This window comes from Rhodococcus sp. 24CO, assembly GCF_050586165.1.
Classification (GTDB): Bacteria; Actinomycetota; Actinomycetes; order Mycobacteriales; family Mycobacteriaceae; genus Rhodococcus_F.
Genome location: NZ_JAZFNF010000028.1, coordinates 1 through 16,767 on the forward strand (window position 1 = coordinate 1; position 16,767 = coordinate 16,767).

The 16,767-nt window shown below is 58.4% G+C and carries 15 protein-coding genes and 3 pseudogenes; 7 read left to right on the plus strand and 11 right to left on the minus strand.

What is annotated here, in order from left to right:
- Positions 1 to 1,366: 1,366 nt before the first annotated feature.
- The 3 genes from V2B23_RS29655 to V2B23_RS29665 all read right to left on the minus strand — a co-directional run bounded on the left by V2B23_RS29655 (position 1,367) and on the right by V2B23_RS29665 (position 5,159).
- Positions 1,367 to 1,558 carry a hypothetical protein gene (locus tag V2B23_RS29655; RefSeq protein WP_430953526.1) on the minus strand — a complete coding sequence of 64 codons (192 nt, stop codon included), beginning with the start codon at positions 1,556 to 1,558 and terminating at the stop codon, positions 1,367 to 1,369.
- 974 nt (positions 1,559 to 2,532) lie between these two features.
- A complete protein-coding gene (locus V2B23_RS29660; protein WP_430953527.1) occupies positions 2,533 to 4,305 on the minus strand; it encodes a thiamine pyrophosphate-requiring protein in 1,773 nt (590 codons plus the stop codon).
- 56 nt (positions 4,306 to 4,361) lie between these two features.
- Complete coding sequence (locus tag V2B23_RS29665; protein WP_430953528.1) at positions 4,362 to 5,159, minus strand: SDR family oxidoreductase; 798 nt, start codon at positions 5,157 to 5,159, stop codon at positions 4,362 to 4,364.
- 428 nt (positions 5,160 to 5,587) lie between these two features.
- Between V2B23_RS29665 and V2B23_RS29670 the strand changes: the two are divergent.
- The 4 genes and pseudogenes from V2B23_RS29670 to V2B23_RS29685 form a co-directional block, all read left to right on the plus strand.
- Positions 5,588 to 5,842 (plus strand): annotated as a pseudogene (locus V2B23_RS29670) (hypothetical protein); the annotation flags it as partial.
- 276 nt (positions 5,843 to 6,118) lie between these two features.
- On the plus strand, positions 6,119 to 6,304 hold the full coding sequence (locus V2B23_RS29675) for a hypothetical protein (RefSeq protein ID WP_430953529.1): 186 nt from the start codon (positions 6,119 to 6,121) through the stop codon (positions 6,302 to 6,304).
- Between the two features lie 164 nt (positions 6,305 to 6,468).
- Positions 6,469 to 7,038, plus strand: a complete 570-nt coding sequence (locus tag V2B23_RS29680; RefSeq protein ID WP_430953530.1) for a type 1 glutamine amidotransferase domain-containing protein — start codon at positions 6,469 to 6,471, stop codon at positions 7,036 to 7,038.
- Positions 7,039 to 7,434: 396 nt separating this feature from the next.
- On the plus strand, positions 7,435 to 8,049 hold the full coding sequence (locus tag V2B23_RS29685) for a flavodoxin family protein (RefSeq protein ID WP_430953531.1): 615 nt from the start codon (positions 7,435 to 7,437) through the stop codon (positions 8,047 to 8,049).
- A gap of 282 nt (positions 8,050 to 8,331) precedes the next feature.
- Here the strand turns inward: V2B23_RS29685 and V2B23_RS29690 are convergent, their stop codons facing one another.
- From V2B23_RS29690 to V2B23_RS29715, 6 genes and pseudogenes are all read right to left on the minus strand, one after another.
- A complete protein-coding gene (locus tag V2B23_RS29690) occupies positions 8,332 to 8,625 on the minus strand; it encodes a CinA family protein (protein WP_430953532.1) in 294 nt (97 codons plus the stop codon).
- A gap of 330 nt (positions 8,626 to 8,955) precedes the next feature.
- A complete protein-coding gene (locus V2B23_RS29695) occupies positions 8,956 to 9,429 on the minus strand; it encodes a hypothetical protein (protein WP_430953533.1) in 474 nt (157 codons plus the stop codon).
- Between the two features lie 727 nt (positions 9,430 to 10,156).
- Positions 10,157 to 10,390, minus strand: coding sequence for a catalase-related domain-containing protein (locus V2B23_RS29700; protein WP_430953534.1), 234 nt, complete (start codon positions 10,388 to 10,390; stop codon positions 10,157 to 10,159).
- A pseudogene (locus tag V2B23_RS29705) lies at positions 10,300 to 10,593 on the minus strand (catalase); the annotation flags it as partial. The gene V2B23_RS29700 and the pseudogene V2B23_RS29705, both read right to left, overlap by 91 nt.
- Positions 10,594 to 10,890: 297 nt before the next feature.
- On the minus strand, positions 10,891 to 11,127 hold the full coding sequence (gene mbp1, locus V2B23_RS29710; RefSeq protein WP_233365733.1) for a microaggregate-binding protein 1: 237 nt from the start codon (positions 11,125 to 11,127) through the stop codon (positions 10,891 to 10,893).
- Between the two features lie 658 nt (positions 11,128 to 11,785).
- Positions 11,786 to 11,945, minus strand: a pseudogene (locus tag V2B23_RS29715) (DUF6131 family protein).
- Positions 11,946 to 12,222: 277 nt separating this feature from the next.
- Between V2B23_RS29715 and V2B23_RS29720 the strand changes: the two are divergent.
- Positions 12,223 to 13,410: a zinc-dependent alcohol dehydrogenase gene (locus tag V2B23_RS29720; RefSeq protein ID WP_430953535.1), complete on the plus strand. Its 1,188-nt coding sequence runs from the start codon at positions 12,223 to 12,225 to the stop codon at positions 13,408 to 13,410.
- Positions 13,411 to 13,645: 235 nt separating this feature from the next.
- On the opposite strand, the gene V2B23_RS29725 is transcribed toward V2B23_RS29720, so the two are convergent.
- On the minus strand, positions 13,646 to 14,281 hold the full coding sequence (locus V2B23_RS29725) for a hypothetical protein (protein ID WP_430953536.1): 636 nt from the start codon (positions 14,279 to 14,281) through the stop codon (positions 13,646 to 13,648).
- A gap of 479 nt (positions 14,282 to 14,760) precedes the next feature.
- On the opposite strand from V2B23_RS29725, the gene V2B23_RS29730 reads away from it, so the two are divergent.
- On the plus strand, positions 14,761 to 15,126 hold the full coding sequence (locus V2B23_RS29730) for a hypothetical protein (RefSeq protein WP_430953537.1): 366 nt from the start codon (positions 14,761 to 14,763) through the stop codon (positions 15,124 to 15,126).
- Here the strand turns inward: V2B23_RS29730 and V2B23_RS29735 are convergent.
- Positions 15,118 to 15,417, minus strand: a complete 300-nt coding sequence (locus V2B23_RS29735) for a MerR family transcriptional regulator (protein ID WP_258957216.1) — start codon at positions 15,415 to 15,417, stop codon at positions 15,118 to 15,120. The two genes, V2B23_RS29730 and V2B23_RS29735, sit on opposite strands and share 9 nt — an antisense overlap.
- A gap of 347 nt (positions 15,418 to 15,764) precedes the next feature.
- Between V2B23_RS29735 and V2B23_RS29740 the strand changes: the two genes are divergently transcribed.
- Positions 15,765 to 16,661 carry a glucose 1-dehydrogenase gene (locus V2B23_RS29740; RefSeq protein ID WP_430953538.1) on the plus strand — a complete coding sequence of 299 codons (897 nt, stop codon included), beginning with the start codon at positions 15,765 to 15,767 and terminating at the stop codon, positions 16,659 to 16,661.
- Positions 16,662 to 16,767: the final 106 nt, after the last annotated feature.

Sequence of the window (16,767 nt, forward strand, 5' to 3'; positions counted from 1 at the left end):
TTCGCCACTTCCATCCTGCCGCGAAGGACCAGCCCGTCTACTTCAGTCCCGCGTCAGCAACGTCCATACCCACAACAACTAGCGCCAAACACGGACGCATAAAACTACTCTCGATCAGGGGACATTCTGGACTTTTGGCGGACCGCTGCTTGCTTCGATATATGAAGAGAGGGAACACATTCGAGGCCTTACGTAAGCTCAGACGGGCGACGACCGCTGCCCTCAGACCTCTGATGTGGCAACATCCTTCACCATCAAGAGTGGGCCATTGTCCGCCGCAGGCCCCGCGTTAAGCGCCACCACATTCGTCCCGGCGCTCGGCCTAAAAACATTGTGGCGGTGACCTGTTACGGTGTTCGCCACTGACTGCAAGCTTGTCCCAGCACATCGGAGCGACCCCATTGAAGGAGAACAGGTCTTTCTCCGTTCGGCACGAGACATCCGGGCTCTCTGGTTTCTGTCTGGAGCTGGACGTCCGAACGTGTACGGGTCCTTTCTGCAGCGCAGACTTTGGTCACAGCCCGTGAAACGTGTGCACGGTGTCGACGGTGGACCGACTGGGCTATTTGCTCACGTTTCACGGGCCGCATTAATCGCTTTACCCAACAAAGCTCGCTGTTAATCTCAGCTATGCTGACTTTGTGAGCCGAATAACCGCGCTCTCCAACGCATGTCGTGCGGATTTTATCGGAATCGTCGACCCGTTCCGCTCGTCGTACCGCGCGAGCGGTGATCTATTAAGCCTGTGCGTCCAAGCCGACCGTAATTCATCCGGGACCTCAAAGAGACGAGGCAAAGGTTAACGCTGGGACGATCATGCACCGTGTTGTTGGATGCTGGGAAGCCGACGAAGCGTGCCGATTCGACCGACACGCCGTCTCAAATACGCTGAAATGCGCCGAGCCGACATCTCATGTCCCAAAGTGCAGTGGTCCAATCGAACTGAGTACAGGCGACAGCTCATGTACTGCTCGCAGGGAGTCGATGTGGTCCGCACACGGAGCAAACTCGGCGCCATCTTTTCGGCCAGAGGTGCCTCAATTTACACGGATGAGCGATCCCCAAGCCCCTAAACGGCTGTGCCACGTACTGACTCGCATCCTACCCTGTCCTCGCCGGCACATCAGAGTTGCTTCCTCGGTCATTTGCCCTCTCAAGCCGACGTTGTATCGGCCCACTTAAAGACTGGAATGTTCAGCGGAGTTCTCGTCAATTTCCGCGACCCAGATATGACACACGCAGCAGCTATCGCACGCTGACCTGACAACCTGCCCCGCGTACGAATATACCTAGGCGCAAATTTCGTTGCGCTGAAGTTCGGCGCGCTTTCGCTCCGCCGTGCGAACATCCCACGGGCGCACACTTATTAGTCGGCGACCCCTTCAGTATCATCGAAAAAGTGCCAACCGCCGTCTTCGTGACGAACTTCCAACCGCCAGCCCAATTCTGCATTGTCTGCCCGCGCATCGACAAACCACGCGTGGGCATCATCGGCGCTCTCGATGTTACGGGTGTCGGTCACTTTACCGGCGGGATCGATCACTCTGTATGTAGCCATTCCGAACACCTTCCCGCTCTGCGATGCCCGTAAACATAAATATGGCCTGAAAGTCTCTTCTGTCTGCTGGACGCCGCTTAGGCGAACTCTGACCGTTTTCTTGCGCAGAATGCTCGTCGCAGGACTGATTCAGCAGACGCGTGAAGTCCGTGCGAACTTGATCGTTGCTGAAACCGCGATAGCTAGCCGGTGATCGGCCCGGGTGCGCGGACAATCGATCGAGTGCCTCAGATTCGTCCCCTATTTTCGGGAAGGCACTATCAGATTGTCGCGAATGAGGTAGAGCAAGAATGTCTTTGACGGGAATTGCTCTGCTTAGGGAGTTATGTAACTGACTTCTCTCAGCCCGATCTGCTCGTTCGCGGCCACCTGGGTTCTGGCGCGTTGTTCGGTGGGTATGGTTGGGCAGATAGCGGCCTTTCAGTACCCGTCTCGAAACGCACCTCGATCAGGTTGCTGCCCAGGCTGCCGTCCTATGTCTACTGAGCGAAATATGTGAGGAGGTCATGCCGGAATTCCAAGGTCTCCGGAAAAATCTGCTGTGCAATTCAGGCGCATCGTATGGATCCGGTTGCACGAATCCGTCTCGCACTTTTTCTGCATGTGGTTGAGGACATCGAATTTCGCTACATCGCTGACTGCATGGTTCCTGTTGTGATATCTGACGATCGGGGTTCGGTGAGGTGAGCGAGACGTACTGCGCCAACATGTTTTTGAGTGCACAAAGAGGTGGACATGAAAAGTCGCGCTTCAAGTTCTGTTCAACTAGGCAGTCGGACGAACTACATCAGGGAGGCCGTCTTTCGATGAACTTTCCAATCATGACATGGGCCGAGGCCAAGTCAAGGAATTCCGAATTGGTGGAGTACGCAGGAGCTACGAAGCGCCGTCGGTCACGCGTTTGTCCCTGTGGTGCCTCCGAATCCGCCGCCGCGATCTCAGGCAGCCTTTCACGCCGACTGTGGACGAAGTTGTCAGCGAGGATGTCTGTCTTCTTGTTTGCGTTGATTTTTCAGTTTTCGAACAGCGTCCCCAGCCCCTTCTCGAGCGACTGCATCGCGCATCGTGCTCCACTTCTCATGTGAAGCGCGCGGCGGAAGTAGCGGAATGTTGCGATCCACCACTGCCTCGATCACGACCGGAGTATCTGCCGCGAGGGCCTTACTCCATGCGTCGTCGATGTCTTGGGGGTGTTCAAGTCGGATACCGCCGAGACCGAGAAGTCGCGCATATTCGGCAAAAGGAAACAGTGGTACGTCCTGGGATGGAGGAAAACGAAGGTCGCCTTCCATTTCCCTTTGCTCCCAGGAGACTTCAGCGAGATCTCCGTTGTTCAGTACAAGCACGACAAACCGTGGATCTTCCCAGTTCCGCCAGTGATGGGCCAGGGTGATCAACTCAGAGTTCCCGTTCATCTGCATAGCGCCGTCCCCGGCGAGGGCGATAACAGGCCGGTTCGGATGAGCGAACTTGGCTGCCAACCCGTAGGGCATTGCCGAACCCATCGATGCCAGGGTGCTCGACAGGTGTGCGGGAACACCCCGAGGTAACTGCAAGTACCGGGCGTACCAGTACACCACCGAACCCACATCCACAGCGACTTGAGCATTACTGGGGATGTGCGCCGAGAGCGTCCCCACGACAACTTGAGGATCTAACGGCATCGTGCGCGATGCTAGACGCTCGACTGAGATGTCGTTCCAAGCCCCGATCATCGATTCCACGTCTCGACGCCACGGTGAGTCGTGCCGTCGAAGCCGAGGCAACAACATACGCAGCGTTTCTGCTGTATCGCCCGCGATCGGCACTTCGACAGGATATTTGGAACCAAGATTTCGAGTTTCGATATCGATCTGGATAGCCCGTGCCTGCCCGGGAGCAGGGTAGAACTCGGTCCACGGGTCGTTACTACCGACGATGAGCAATGTGTCGCACTCGCGCATGAGGTCTGCTGACGCAGTGGTCCCAAGATGCCCCATGACTCCGCACGACCAGGGTGAAGATTCGTCGACGACCGGTTTCCCCAGTAAGGACGTTGTGACGCCTGCGCCGAGAATTTCGACGACCTCAGCGATTTCCGCCTGAGCTCCGACGGCGCCTTGACCGATCAGTAGGGCGATCCGTTTACCGCTGTTAAGCAGTTCAGCGGCGCGATCGAGCTCCGCCTCCCGGGGCAAGACACGAGGGACTGCAATCGCGGAGGAACTCGGGATTATTCCGTGGCCAGGCGGTTCATCCGTCAGGTCCACCTGTTGCACGTCGTGAGGGACGATAACGCAAGTCGGGCTTGAAGTAGCAATCGCAGTGCGGAAGGCGTTGTCCAACACCGCGTCCAGCTGCTCTGGTGTAGTCAGTGTTTGCGCGTATTGGGCGCACACGTCCTTGAACAGGGTGGGTAAATCAATCTCCTGTTGATAGCTGCTTCCGCGGGCCGTGGTCATCACTTGTCCAACGATTGCCACCACGGGTTTGCGGTCGAGTTTTGCGTCGTACAAGCCGTTGAGAATGTGGACCGCTCCTGGCCCTTGGGTCGCGAGACATACCCCTACTTCGCCGGTGTACTTCGCATGGCCGGTGGCCATGAACGCCGCCATTTCCTCATGGCGTGCCGTGACGAGCTCTATGCGGTCGTCAGCGCGCCCCACCGCGGCGAGGAGGGTGTTGATCCCATCACCTGCATACCCGAAGACTCGCCGCACGTCCCACGCTACGAGTCGGGCGACAATTCCGTCGGCGACATTTGCCATTCTCACTCCTGGCGATTTCGGCTTATGTTCTCTAACTGCGTGTTTGGCGCAGCATCTCAAGGGCTTGGCATGCCGCCGTTTACGTGAATCGTTGCGCCGATTACGTAACTGGATTCCGGCGATGCGAGGAAGACGTATGCCGGGGCCAGTTCGGTTGGTTGGCCCGCGCGCCCTATAGGGGTACTGCGTCCGAATTCTGGCAGTGCCTCTGGTGGCTGCCCGCTGCTGGGTTGGAGCGGGGTCCAAATCGGCCCCGGGGCAACTGCATTGACGCGAATTCCCTTGTCAGCGAGCTGGTGGCTGAGGCCTTTGGTGAAGTTGTTGATCGCAGCTTTCGTGGACGCGTAATCGACAAGTAGCGGCGATGGTTGGTACGCCTCCACTGATGTGGTGTTGATAATCGTCGATCCCGGAGGCAGATGGGTGAGTGCGGCTCGCGACGTGCGGAACATGGCCAGGATATTCGTCTGATAAGTTTGCTCGATTTGTAAGTCCGTCAAATTCTCGAGGCTATCCACGGCAACTTGTTTGCCAGCATTGTTCACAAGAATATCCAGACCACCGAGCTGTTCCGCAGCATGATCGACGACTTCTCGACAGAAGGCGGCATCGGTTAGATCACCAGGTAGTGCTACCGCGTTTCTGCCCGTCTCGACGAGGATACGAACCACCTCGCGCGCATCTTGTTCTTCTTCTGACAGATAAGTGATAGCGACGTCGGCGCCCTCCCGTGCAAACGCGATGGCGACGGCGGCTCCGATACCGGAATCGCCACCCGTCACGAGTGCTTTCCGTCCTGTGAGGCGGCCCGTTCCCGTGTAGGAAAACTCGCCGATATCGGCTTGAGGGGCCATCTCGCTGGCAAGTCCAGGTTCGTCCTGATGCTGAGGAGGAGGTTCGATGGACGGGTAGCGAGTGACTGGGTTCTGGAATTGAAGTTGGTTGGTTCGTGTGGTGGCCTCGTCTGCTGGCACGTTCCGTCGGCCCCTTTCCAATGGCGGCGATATAGGTCGGCTCTTCTCCGGCTACCCAGCCGCCGGCGAAATACACCAGGAACCTCAAGGCCCATCGATGCGCGAGATCATCGCATCCGAAATCTCGTATCGGTGGTGAACAAATGTGGCGTGCTCGCGATATTGCCTGTCTGCGGCCTAGAAGTCCGACGGCGAAGAAGTCAGGTCGTAGATTTACCGGAGCGGGGCTTCGTCGAGACGCGGTGAGCGGCGGTTTTGACGGAGTCAGGAGTGCAGCTAGCCGCCTCTTCAAGCAGCGCAACGCTTCCCACCTGTGGGGAATTCTGTTATTGCCGGGTGGCTGTGTTCGGGCTTGTCGACCACAGTCCTCGCGCACGACATGGATGGGAATCGCGTTGGGCGTGGCAATTGGGCTCATTGTTGACGAGGCTGCATTGTTGTTCACCCTCGAAGACGTCTACTGGTAGACGGGTGGATGGCCGAGCATCGCCATCGCGGTGTCGCTCATCGGAATCGTCGGCACCGGTCTCATCCTCACGCGCAGTGGCGCGGAAAAACCGTGACACCCAGCGACCATGGTCACGAAGTGCCAGCGGAGGTATATCGGCTTGCGGGGGGGGCTGCGTCCGGATCCATCACTCGTGACGAAAGTTATCCAGTTTCGAAGATATCGGCGCTTCGGCAGTCTCGAGGGCAGCAAAGCCATATCACGGTCGTTTCCACCCCCGCATTGTTCAGACATACAGTGCCGACATGGCTGATTATCTGAGTCCAGTGGTATAGATTCTGTGTAGCGAGACGCACATCCCAACCGGAACGACTACACCCCTGGGGGCACGATGACTATGATTGCCGTCCCGTCCATTCGCCGGTCTTTCGTTGATATCGCCTTGGTGATCGTGGTCACCGTACTGTTGGGCGTCACGGTGGGCATTCTGCTCGCCGACGTCATGGTGGGCATCGCTGCGACTCTCGGTACGACGGCCGCATTCCGGTTACTTCTCACGATCAACGCTCGCGAATAAAACGCTCAGGAATGATGGAATGCCCGGCAGAGGCGGCATGGAGGTGTCACCCCGATGTCTCGCCTCATCCAAGGTGACCGACCACGTCAATGGTTGACACCGATCGTCCCGCCAGAAAAGCAGGCACCGAGTCACCTTGCCTGCTCGCGAAGAAAGGAACGACCGTGGGAACCGAACTTCAAGGTAAGACAATCGCATTTCTCGTCGCACCGGAAGGTGTCGAGCAGGTCGAACTCACCGACCCGTGGAAAGCCGTGGCCAGTGCCGGTGCACGTCCAATCTTGGTCTCGACCGCCGCAGGCAAGATCCAGGCATTCAATCACCTCGATCACGCCGACACTTTCAACGTGGATCAGGTCACGGAGAAGGCAAAGGTCGAAGACTTCGACGCCTTGGTTCTACCAGGTGGGGTGGCCAACCCGGACTATCTCCGAACGCAGTCCACCGCTGTAGATTTCGTGCGCGGTTTCTTCAAGGTGGGAAAGCCGGTGGCTGTTATCTGTCACGGCCCATGGACCTTGGTGGAGGCCGGGGTGCTCTCGGGTCGAACTTTGACGTCTTGGCCGAGCGTACGCACCGATATCGTGAACGCACGTGGAACCTGGGTCGACGAGGAAGTTGTCGTGTGTACCCGTGAGCCCAGCACCCTAATTTCGAGCCGCAAACCAGACGATCTCCCAGCTTTTTGCGCCCGCCTGGTCGAAGTATTTTCCGGGCAAGCTGCGACGACGTAACGTCCGTTTCGTCGAGAAGACAAGCACATCAGCCGATTCGACAGCGCCGATCCGGCACGTCCCGAGCTGAGTTCCGCGGGCCGAGACACGATCCGAAGAAACAGCACCTCCGGAATCGAATCAGATATACCGTAATACTCACCAACACAGCAGGGTACGACTCTGTCAGTAGGCGACGTCCACGTATTCGCAGCGTAGACGCGGCCTCTCTCCGACAGACGAATCGCTCAAAGCTGAAGAGGTGCAGCTGTTTCCGTTGGTACGAATACGAGAGTTGCCTCAAGGGCGTAAGTGTCATCTAGTTCTTGCGCCGACTCAAGGACGAGAGCAGCACCGCACCCTCCGCAGCGGCACCGCTGACGTGTCGAGAGAGCGGCCGATGGGTAAGCAGCGGATATGGCTACTTTAACCGCCCTCGCACTGACCTGTTCACTCAAACCGTCGCCGGCAGCATCGAGCAGTGAACTCATCGCCGATCAGGTGCTTGCCGAACTCCGTAAGCATGACGTGAGCGGTGAATCGATTCGCCTGGTCGACATCGATGTCAGGCCCGGCGTCGAAGCCGATATGGGCGAAGGCGATCAGTGGCCGCAGATACGAGCAAAGATTCACGCTGCCGACATTCTGCTGATCTCGACCCCGACATGGCTCGGCCAGATGTCCAGCGTGGCCAAGCGAGCGCTCGAACGCCTCGACGCGGAACTCTCGGAAACCGACGAACATGGGCGACCCTCCATGTTCGACAAAGTGGCTGTGGCAGCTGTTGTCGGCAACGAAGACGGTGCTCACGCCATCGTTGCTTCGCTGTTTCAGGCACTCGACGACTGTGGTTTCAGCATCCCCGCTCAGGGATGCACCTACTGGAACGGCGAAGCGATGACACCCGGGGACTACAACGACCTCGACAGTGTCCCCGACGCTGTTGCTTCCACGAACGCCACACTCGCACGCAACGCAGCACACCTCGCTCGGGCCCTACGCGACCGGCCGTATCCGCCGGAATCGGACTAGTGCACGGTAAAACCTTTGCAGAACATCAAGTTTCAAAAGGGTTGCTCACGCGCGTGCGGCGTGGCCACGTTGACGGTTACTCGGTCGAACAGAAGTCGAACGACCCCGGGATCATGGATCCTTCCATGCCGCGGGACCCAAGCTCTACCGCACAATCATTTTTCTGCAGCTATTTTTTGCCGCGCGAAGAACCGAACAGAACTAGTCATTGCGGCGCGCGTTGCGCGATTCTGACCGGCACAGTGCGATGGGCGCGCTGAAAAATCGCGTTGGGTCGTCTGATCAACCGATCGCGACGCCTATCAACTTGCGGCGGTCGGCGGGGTTCAGCTCATGTGTGGTGATGGCTGTTGCATGTAGTAGAAGAACACCGATCGCGTGCTCGACCGAGGCACTGACGATAGTTTCGGGTTCACCTTCGCCGGAGACAGAAATCGCCAGTGTCGCGTCCATCAGCGTGGCTGCGCTGCGGGCCATGACCCGCACGGACTCCTCGCAGACAACGGGTCCGTCACGAACATGAAGCAGCGAGCGCTTGACTGCCCGACTGTAGGCAACTACTCCCCCCCCCCCCAAAAAAAACCACGAGCCTGCATCCGGCGCCTTTCCAAGGTGCGCTGCGCATGCTGCCGGCAGTCAGTGATTCTGCCATCGCAACTGTCAGACCACGTTCAGTGACCACTGCGTTCAACTGCCTGCGTAAGCTCACCGAGGTCCTGATCGGTCGGCAGTGCGGGTCGCGGTTCATTACGCATCGAAAGTCACTTCGGGCCTCGATGCTCTGTGCGACGTGGGCGCGTACAGGCATCACTGAGGCAAACGCTCAGCGGCAAAACCTCCGACCCCGATCCGTGACCGAGCGGCCCCTGCAGCGATCCACAGCTGAACGTGTTGATGATCAGATACTCATGTCTGCTTGTCCTCACCCCTCCCGACTCCCGCTTGATGGGCAGGACCAACACCGCTGTCGCTGGATTCCGATCCAGCCGACTCGGTGGCTGTTTGCTCGTCAGCGGGTGATGCAGTACGTCCGCCAGGGGTTTCGTCCGCAGGCGTCGCCTTGTACTCGGGATCGATCACGGGTTCACCAGCTCCTCCCTTGTTCGGCCCGTCGGAGTTCTCGGCCTCCTGGAAGGCGGACGCATTCGCGGATTCCTTGCGCCCCTCGTAAGGCGGTACAACCGGATCAGCCGCGGTTGGTTCAGCAGGAGCGTTTTTGCCTCCGCTTGCCCCCGAGATCGTCTCGTCGTCGTCGAATGATCCAGAAGGACGATCAACCGGGCCGCCTCCAGGCTCGTTCGAACCCGTACCGCGAGAGCCTGGGACTCCCCGAGCGGACTGAGGTTCTTCGGACGCATGATCGCCGGATACATTGCTCATGGCTATCCCCTTCGTCATCATGCAGTTCGCCACCCTGAACACAGGCTGGGACTTCCCTAGCGAGGAGTTTGCGAGTCCTCATTTCCCAGTGAACGCGGCAGAAAAGTGGAAGTCAACGGCACACCGGCACCCACTAAAGCACCACATGACAAGTTTTCCCACAAATGCATAACATGAGAAAAGTTCTCGCCCAACAGGTTCAGCCGACGATCAATATCTGACCAAATCCTGACTCAGCGGTTCCGAAGCGTGTCGATCAGTTTGCTCGTCTTCAGTTTCAAATAGCCCTGAACATCCAGTTCCTTCGCACGCTTCTTCAATTCCTCGAAGGTCCACTCCTCGTACGACGCGGATTGCGTCGAACTCGATCGAATGCGGTGTGAGGTACGTCCTCTGCACGCTCATCGCGTTCTCCCCTCTCCGATCGTCCCTCCGTGCGGTCGGAGAACAAGCCGCACCCTATCGGTGTCGACAATCTGCTCGCGCACAGTAGCAACGATTGCGAGATCGGAGTTCTCGTCGACCAACAGCGCGATGATTCAGCGCCCGACGGGCCAGCCCGCCCCAACTTGCGAGAGTGCCGGCTCCTCCAGTGACTCTGAAGGTTCAGGAGCCGACACTCCCGGTCTGCTCGCGACCGTCACAGGAAAAATTGGGTCGATGTTCGCCAAGATCCCAAGATTTCGAAGTCTTGATGTCGTGCAGTCAGCGTCGGCGCCGCGATTCTTCACGAAGCATTTCCCAGCTCGAAGGTGTACGCCTCGGCTACGTGCACCTGCTCGATCGGAGAGAGGCTTCGGTAGAACAGACACGCCTGGGAGAAGTGGTCGTCGAATGTCGCCGGAGCTTGACGGACCTTGCGCCCCAGAACTACTTCGGGCACCTCGATACATACTGCGCAGTCAGCCGAAGCGAGGAGCAAGCAACCGCCGTCGAGCGCGTTCGAAGGGTACGAAGCCACGCCGGTCTGCACTCCGTCCTGGTGGAAGCCATCGCGAAACATGTCGTTGACGGGACCTGAGGACGGTTGATCAGTATCTGATCGAAATTGGATCCGCCGAGCTGAGTGATCTGCGTATCGAGATACGAGAACAAACGTGCCTGCAGGCGAGAGTCGTTGGCGATGTCCGCCCCCGGCGCTGAGCAAGTGGTCGGTCTCGAAGAGACGTGTTCCGTTGCGGTGGTGAGATATTCACCCCGCTACCCGCAGCCGCTACCCTTCACCTTCCCGTCGGCGCCCGCAACAGTACGCACTTCAGGCTATCTTTGGTCAGCTTCAGGAGCGGCACAGGCTAGCGCGGCGTGAGAGGCCCGTCCAGGTCCGGAGTTTGCGAGGACCGCGCGCCTGGTAGGAATCCGGGTGACGGCATGGAACAACTCCTCTTGATTACAAGACAGGTCGAGCCACCGAGCACCCTCGGCTCCGGAACGCCCGAGCCGAGGGTGACGAGTGAGCAGCGACTATTGCTCGGACCGCTGTCGTGCTTCGTCTGCGGCCGCTTCCGCGCGAGCTTTCTCGGCTGCTGCTTCTTTCTCGGCGACTTCCCGCTGGCTCTCGGCCTTGTCCTGCTGAGCTCGTCCTTCCCGAGACAAGCTGTCGTTGCCGGTGACCGCACCAACAGCTTCCTTCGCCTTGCCCTTGACGCCTTCGACGACGCCCTTGACGCCTTCGCTGGTACCGCTCTTGTCCTCTGGCATGTGATTCCTCCAGTGTCGGTACGGACACGTATGTTGCGATTCGTACACCAAGGCACTACCCGAAGCTCGACGTGGCAAACATGCACGGATGGCCCGCCAGGCAGATGCCGATTGCGTCGATTTCTCAATGAACAGCAGGTCCGGCCTTACTCACGGCATCGCCCACAGGGGAAAACGACCTGTGCGGGGTTGTTTCCTTTCCCCCGCGCGTGAAAGGTAGTGAGATGGGTCGTTACAGAATAACCATGCCGGATGGTTCCACCACCGATGATTATTCGAATCGGACAACGAAGCAATCAGTTCCGCAATCCAAGCGAACCTCGGTGCCAGCCAAGGGATCACAGTCGAACGCTATACGGACGATGGTGAACTCCTCGCGACACACCTCCCCGGAGGCGGGTATCGGAGACAGTGATGCAGCGTCGTCCTCGACCAGTAGGATCGCAAACGGCGCAAAGATGTTCCTCCCCCGCTCCCGGTGCGACGCATTCATGCCCGCTTTAGCACCGTGATCGCTCTGCACACAGGCGTGTTCGCCGTTAGCGTTTCGTCCGAAATGCAGCGACACCACCCACCACCGAGTCGTCCAAGTCATCGGCGTCCGAGTCATCGCAATACCAACGACTCGCGCCGCAAGGTCGCCCGAGCCGTAGCGGCGTCAATAGTAGTGTCGCCGGCCACCTACCGCGTGACCCGTCGACCCGAGCAACATCAAAATCAGTCCGATCACCAGTACCTACCACGATCCCGATGGTCCATAGGATCGGTATTCCGAACACCAACCCGACGATCAGCAAAACAATTCCAAGAATGATCACGACGAACTCCTGTTGCACGAGCGTCACAACGCCCAGCGTTACCGGCATACCCTCAGGTAGGCACTGCAAACGGCGATCACGCAGCCAGATCAATTTGGTGACCGGCAGAGTGCCTGCCTCTGTCGCATCCCATTGATCGGGGATTGGTTACCGACGCATAGTTTTGAAGACGTGAGAATACGTGGCCAAATACACGGTCCCGACGATTGTGTTTGCATCTCAGTCGTTTAGGGCAGGCGAACGGCGACAACATTCCAGCGAGAAGAGGTCGATCAACGTGCGCGCAGTTACATGGCAAGGTAAGCGGAAGATCAGCGTCGAAACAGTTCCCGATCCCACCATCGTCGAACCCACCGACGCCATCATCAAAGTCACCACCACAAACATCTGTGGATCCGACCTACACCTGTACGAGACCTTGGGCGCGTTCATGAACCCGGGGGACATCCTCGGTCACGAGCCCATCGGGATTGTCGAGGAGATCGGATCCGACATCACTGATCTCGAAGTCGGTGACCGTGTCGTCATCCCCTTCCAAATTTCATGCGGCAACTGCTTCATGTGCAACTCCAGCTTGTACACGCAGTGCGAAACGACGCAGGTCCGTGACCAAGGCACCGGCGCGGCATTGTTCGGATTCTCCGAACTTTACGGCTCGGTACCAGGCGGACAAGCTGAGTACTTGCGGGTCCCACAAGCGCAGTTCACTCATATCAAAGTACCTGAAGGACCTGACGATTCACGCTTCGTGTACCTTTCCGACGTGCTGCCGACGGCCTGGCAATCGGTTGAGTACGCCGCAGTGCCACCGGGTGGTTCCGTGACGATCCTCGGCCTCGGACCGATCGGAGATATGGCCGCTCGCATTGCTCAACACAAAGGGTTTCGAGTCATCGGCATCGACCGGGTACCCGAACGCCTCGCACGCCTGGAAAAGCGCGGCGTTGAAACACTCAACCTCGACGACTACGGCGACAAGATCGGCGACGCCGTCCGCGCTCTCACCGACGGCCGCGGAACGGATTCCGTGATCGACGCTGTCGGCATGGAGGCTCACGGGTCGCCAATCGCGAAGCTCGCGCAGCAATTCATCGGACTACTTCCCGACGCGATTGCCGCACCGGCAATGCGCACCGCCGGTCTCGACCGTTTAGGCGCGTTGTATTCGGCAATTGACATCGTCCGACGCGGCGGAACGATCTCGGTGATCGGCGTGTACGGCGGAAAGATCGACCCACTTCCTCTGATGACTTTGTTCGACAAGCAGATTCAACTGCGAATGGGCCAAGCCAACGTCAAGAAGTGGGTCAACGACATCATTCCGCTCCTGACGGACGACGACCCCCTCGGAGTCGACACCTTCGCAACCCACCAACTGCCATTGGAACAGGCACCGCACGCGTACGAGATCTTTCAGAAAAAGCAGGAAGGAGCAGTCAAGATTCAACTGAAACCGCACCTGTAACAACCTGAGAGCTTGTGTTCGGCACCACAGGTCACGCAGTAGGTGGTCGCAAGTCTGCTTTCGCCCCACCTCGCAGACTCAACTAGTGGGGCGTTTCCGGCCACGATCGATCAGGAGCGCCCTGCCGGCATCAGACGCGAGAGTTACTGCGATGCAAAACGCAACGCCCTAGTTGCAAAGTATTTGCGGTGTTCCAGAAAGTAACGGCACGCCCCTCGACGTCGCTGCAGGACCTTTACGATGATGTTGTCGACCCCCGCAGCGGCGGGGTATCGGTCTCGACAGGTCGCCGTGCTCGCCGTATATCTCGGTGGCTTCGCAACGAGAGGCGTCCGAGCGCTGCCGCGCCGAAGAACAAGATAACTGCACCGAGTCCTTCGAAGAAAGCCAGTTGTTGCAAAGCCGCGATCGCGGGTCTGCTCGCTGTGGGGTTACCGGGGTTTTCGATGTTCAGCACAGGCGCCAATATCGGTCCCGCAATGAACCACGCTCCGCCGAAAACGCCGAGCCATGCCCCGAGACTAGCGACAGCGCGATTGGCGATCAGTAAAAGCAGAACACCGCCGACAACGGTTACAGCACCAGGCAGTACCTCAAGCCAGCCTCTGGCGGAAGTCCATATCCAGGCTTCATCCGGATCGAACGAGAATGAAAAATACGGACCTACAAATGGAATCAATGCACCCCAGAAACCGAGCAGAATCAGCGCAATCCCGCTGACCGCTCCACGGCTTCGGGGAACCCACATGCGACCAGGCGCCGCCGCATAGGCCGGCGCGGTGCGTTCCGACGGCACATCTCCCGTTGCCGGGACTGCATTATCCGATGTCGACTCTCGCTCATCGCGACGAGACGCATTCCGACGAAACATGATTTCACTCCTTGCAATGCACGAACTAGGGGTCGCAAAGCGACTACCCCTGTGCCGAAATCTGGCAAGACACGACTGCTGATAGCAGCATCCAACGGCGCACCAGAGCGAGCCGGACGCGAACAACTGCCCTTGCCATACCCCGAACCGGTGCGCGTAAACCGGCGTCTCCACCGTCCACAGCCGTGATCATCGGTATCTACGAGCGGGATCGCGGTAACCACCTACCTCACACGATTTCGATCGACCGCGCTTCGACGGGCGCACCGGCACATGCTTTTCGGCGAGTTCTTTCGCGTTCTGCCGATGCCCGCAGAAATAGGGCAAAGCGCATCTGAGCTAAAGTCGGATTCAGTTCTTCATCGAGCAGCGGCGACGGACTGACTCTGCTGAGCAGTGCAGTGCTGCATAGGCCCCGTCACACAGATAGGCGACCGTTCCCCTGAGGGGCAAAGTACTCAAAGATCTACGACGACGCGTTGATCGCCTTGGCAGCAGCCACACATCGTCCCTCGAATGTGGTCAACGTTGTCGGTGCGTATGCCATCCGCGTCGACCTCGAATGCAACCGCTACGTCGTTGCCACCAACACTGCTCATGGATTGTCGGACGAACCCGATTCCAGCGGAACATGGGTGGTCCGCTTCTTCCGATCCGATATCGCCGGAGCTTCGGATGAGCTTCTCACCGAAGCGACACACCCATGGCTCATCGACGCGTTCGACATAGCGATGGGAATTATTGCGGCCGAAGGTAATAAGCTCGTTGCGGATGCAGACTTCGGGGACATCAGCTCCGAAGTATCGGACTCAGCTGATCTTGAGGGACTTACCGTATCAAGCTAGGTCGTCGGCAGATTCACTCAACTGAACGATCCGAGCAGCCAGCACCGAATTCTCCGCCTCGAGCGAAAGAATCAACCGCACACCGACCAAATTAACCCCGTCGTCGACCAACCCGGTAATACGACGCAAAGTCTCCAGATCCGACTCGCTGTACCGACGCGTCCCCCCGCCAGTGCGAGTAGGCGTTAACAACCCCCGCCGCTCATACAAACGCAACGTCTGAGGGCCGACACCGGTCAACTCCGACATCACCGAGATCCCGTAAACACCACGCAGCGAGCGCGACTCCAACGCCACGGTCCACCTCCTCGTACACCTCGGCAATGATCCGATTTTAACATCCGCCATCCTAGAATCTACTCCCATACATACAGATTTCTTGCAGTCAAACGGATACAATCTTTCGTGCTCTTGCTCAATCGCATTTGGCACGCAAATTCAGCTACGAACGGGACAGTCAAACGTCTCGAAATGGGTAACCCGCCCACACCATTGCTGATGGACAACACATAAGGCACCGCGGCTGTCCCACACTGGCGGGCGGTCCAGATTCAGAACCCGCGGTCTCGCCCCGCTCGTCGGCACTGCACAAGCTCGTAGACACTGCACAAGCTGAGATCAGAAAGTGGAGGATGAATATGCCCGACCAATACGCAATGCAGGATCCCATTACGCAATACCCCGCTCCGTCACGTGAACAGCAACCGGAGATCCCACACCCTGGCCTCACGAACGAAATGAACTCCACCCCGGACCACGGAGAACACACCTATCGGGGTAGCGGGCGTCTCCTAGGAAGGCGCGCAATCATCACCGGCGCGGATTCGGGCATCGGACGCGCAGTAGCGATCGCCTTCGCTCGCGAAGGCGCCGATGTGGTTGTGAGCTACCTCGACGAGGAAGAATCCGACGCACGTGAGACGGTCCGCTGGATCGAGGAAGCCGGCCGAAAGGCGATCGCGATGCCCGGCGATATACGTTCCGAAGAGCATTGTTCCGCTCTGGTACAGACAGCGGTGCAAGAACTCGGCGGTCTGGACATTCTCGTCAACAATGCAGCGTTTCAAATGGTCCAGATGGGCGGTATCGCCGATATCACGTCCGAGCAGTTCGATCGTGTGATGAAGACGAACCTTTACGCCCTCTTCTGGCTCTGCAAGAGTGCCATCGCCGTGATGGAGCCCGGATCGACGATCGTGAACACGTCCTCAATTCAGGGAGCCGACCCGTCGCCTGAATTGCTCGACTACGCAACCACCAAAGCTGGCATCATCGACTTCACGAAAGGGCTGGCTGCAGAAGTGGCAAAGAAGGGCATCCGAGTGAATTCCGTTGCCCCAGGCCCGATCTGGACCCCTCTGATTCCGGCAACGATGCCTAAGGAGAAATTCGCGACCTTCGGAGAGAACGTGCCGCTCGGCAGGGCGGGACAGCCGGCTGAACTCGCGCCCGCATACGTGTTCCTCGCATCGGGCGAATCAAGCTACACCACCGGAGAAATAGTGGGCGTGACCGGCGGCAGACCGATCACCTAGATGTAGGAGGAACGGACGTTGGTGACGCGGTGCCGGCGGTAAGCGGCGGGCGGTCGTCCTCCGCGTGCTGAATTCGGTCGGTGATAATTATAGTGAATGTTCCACA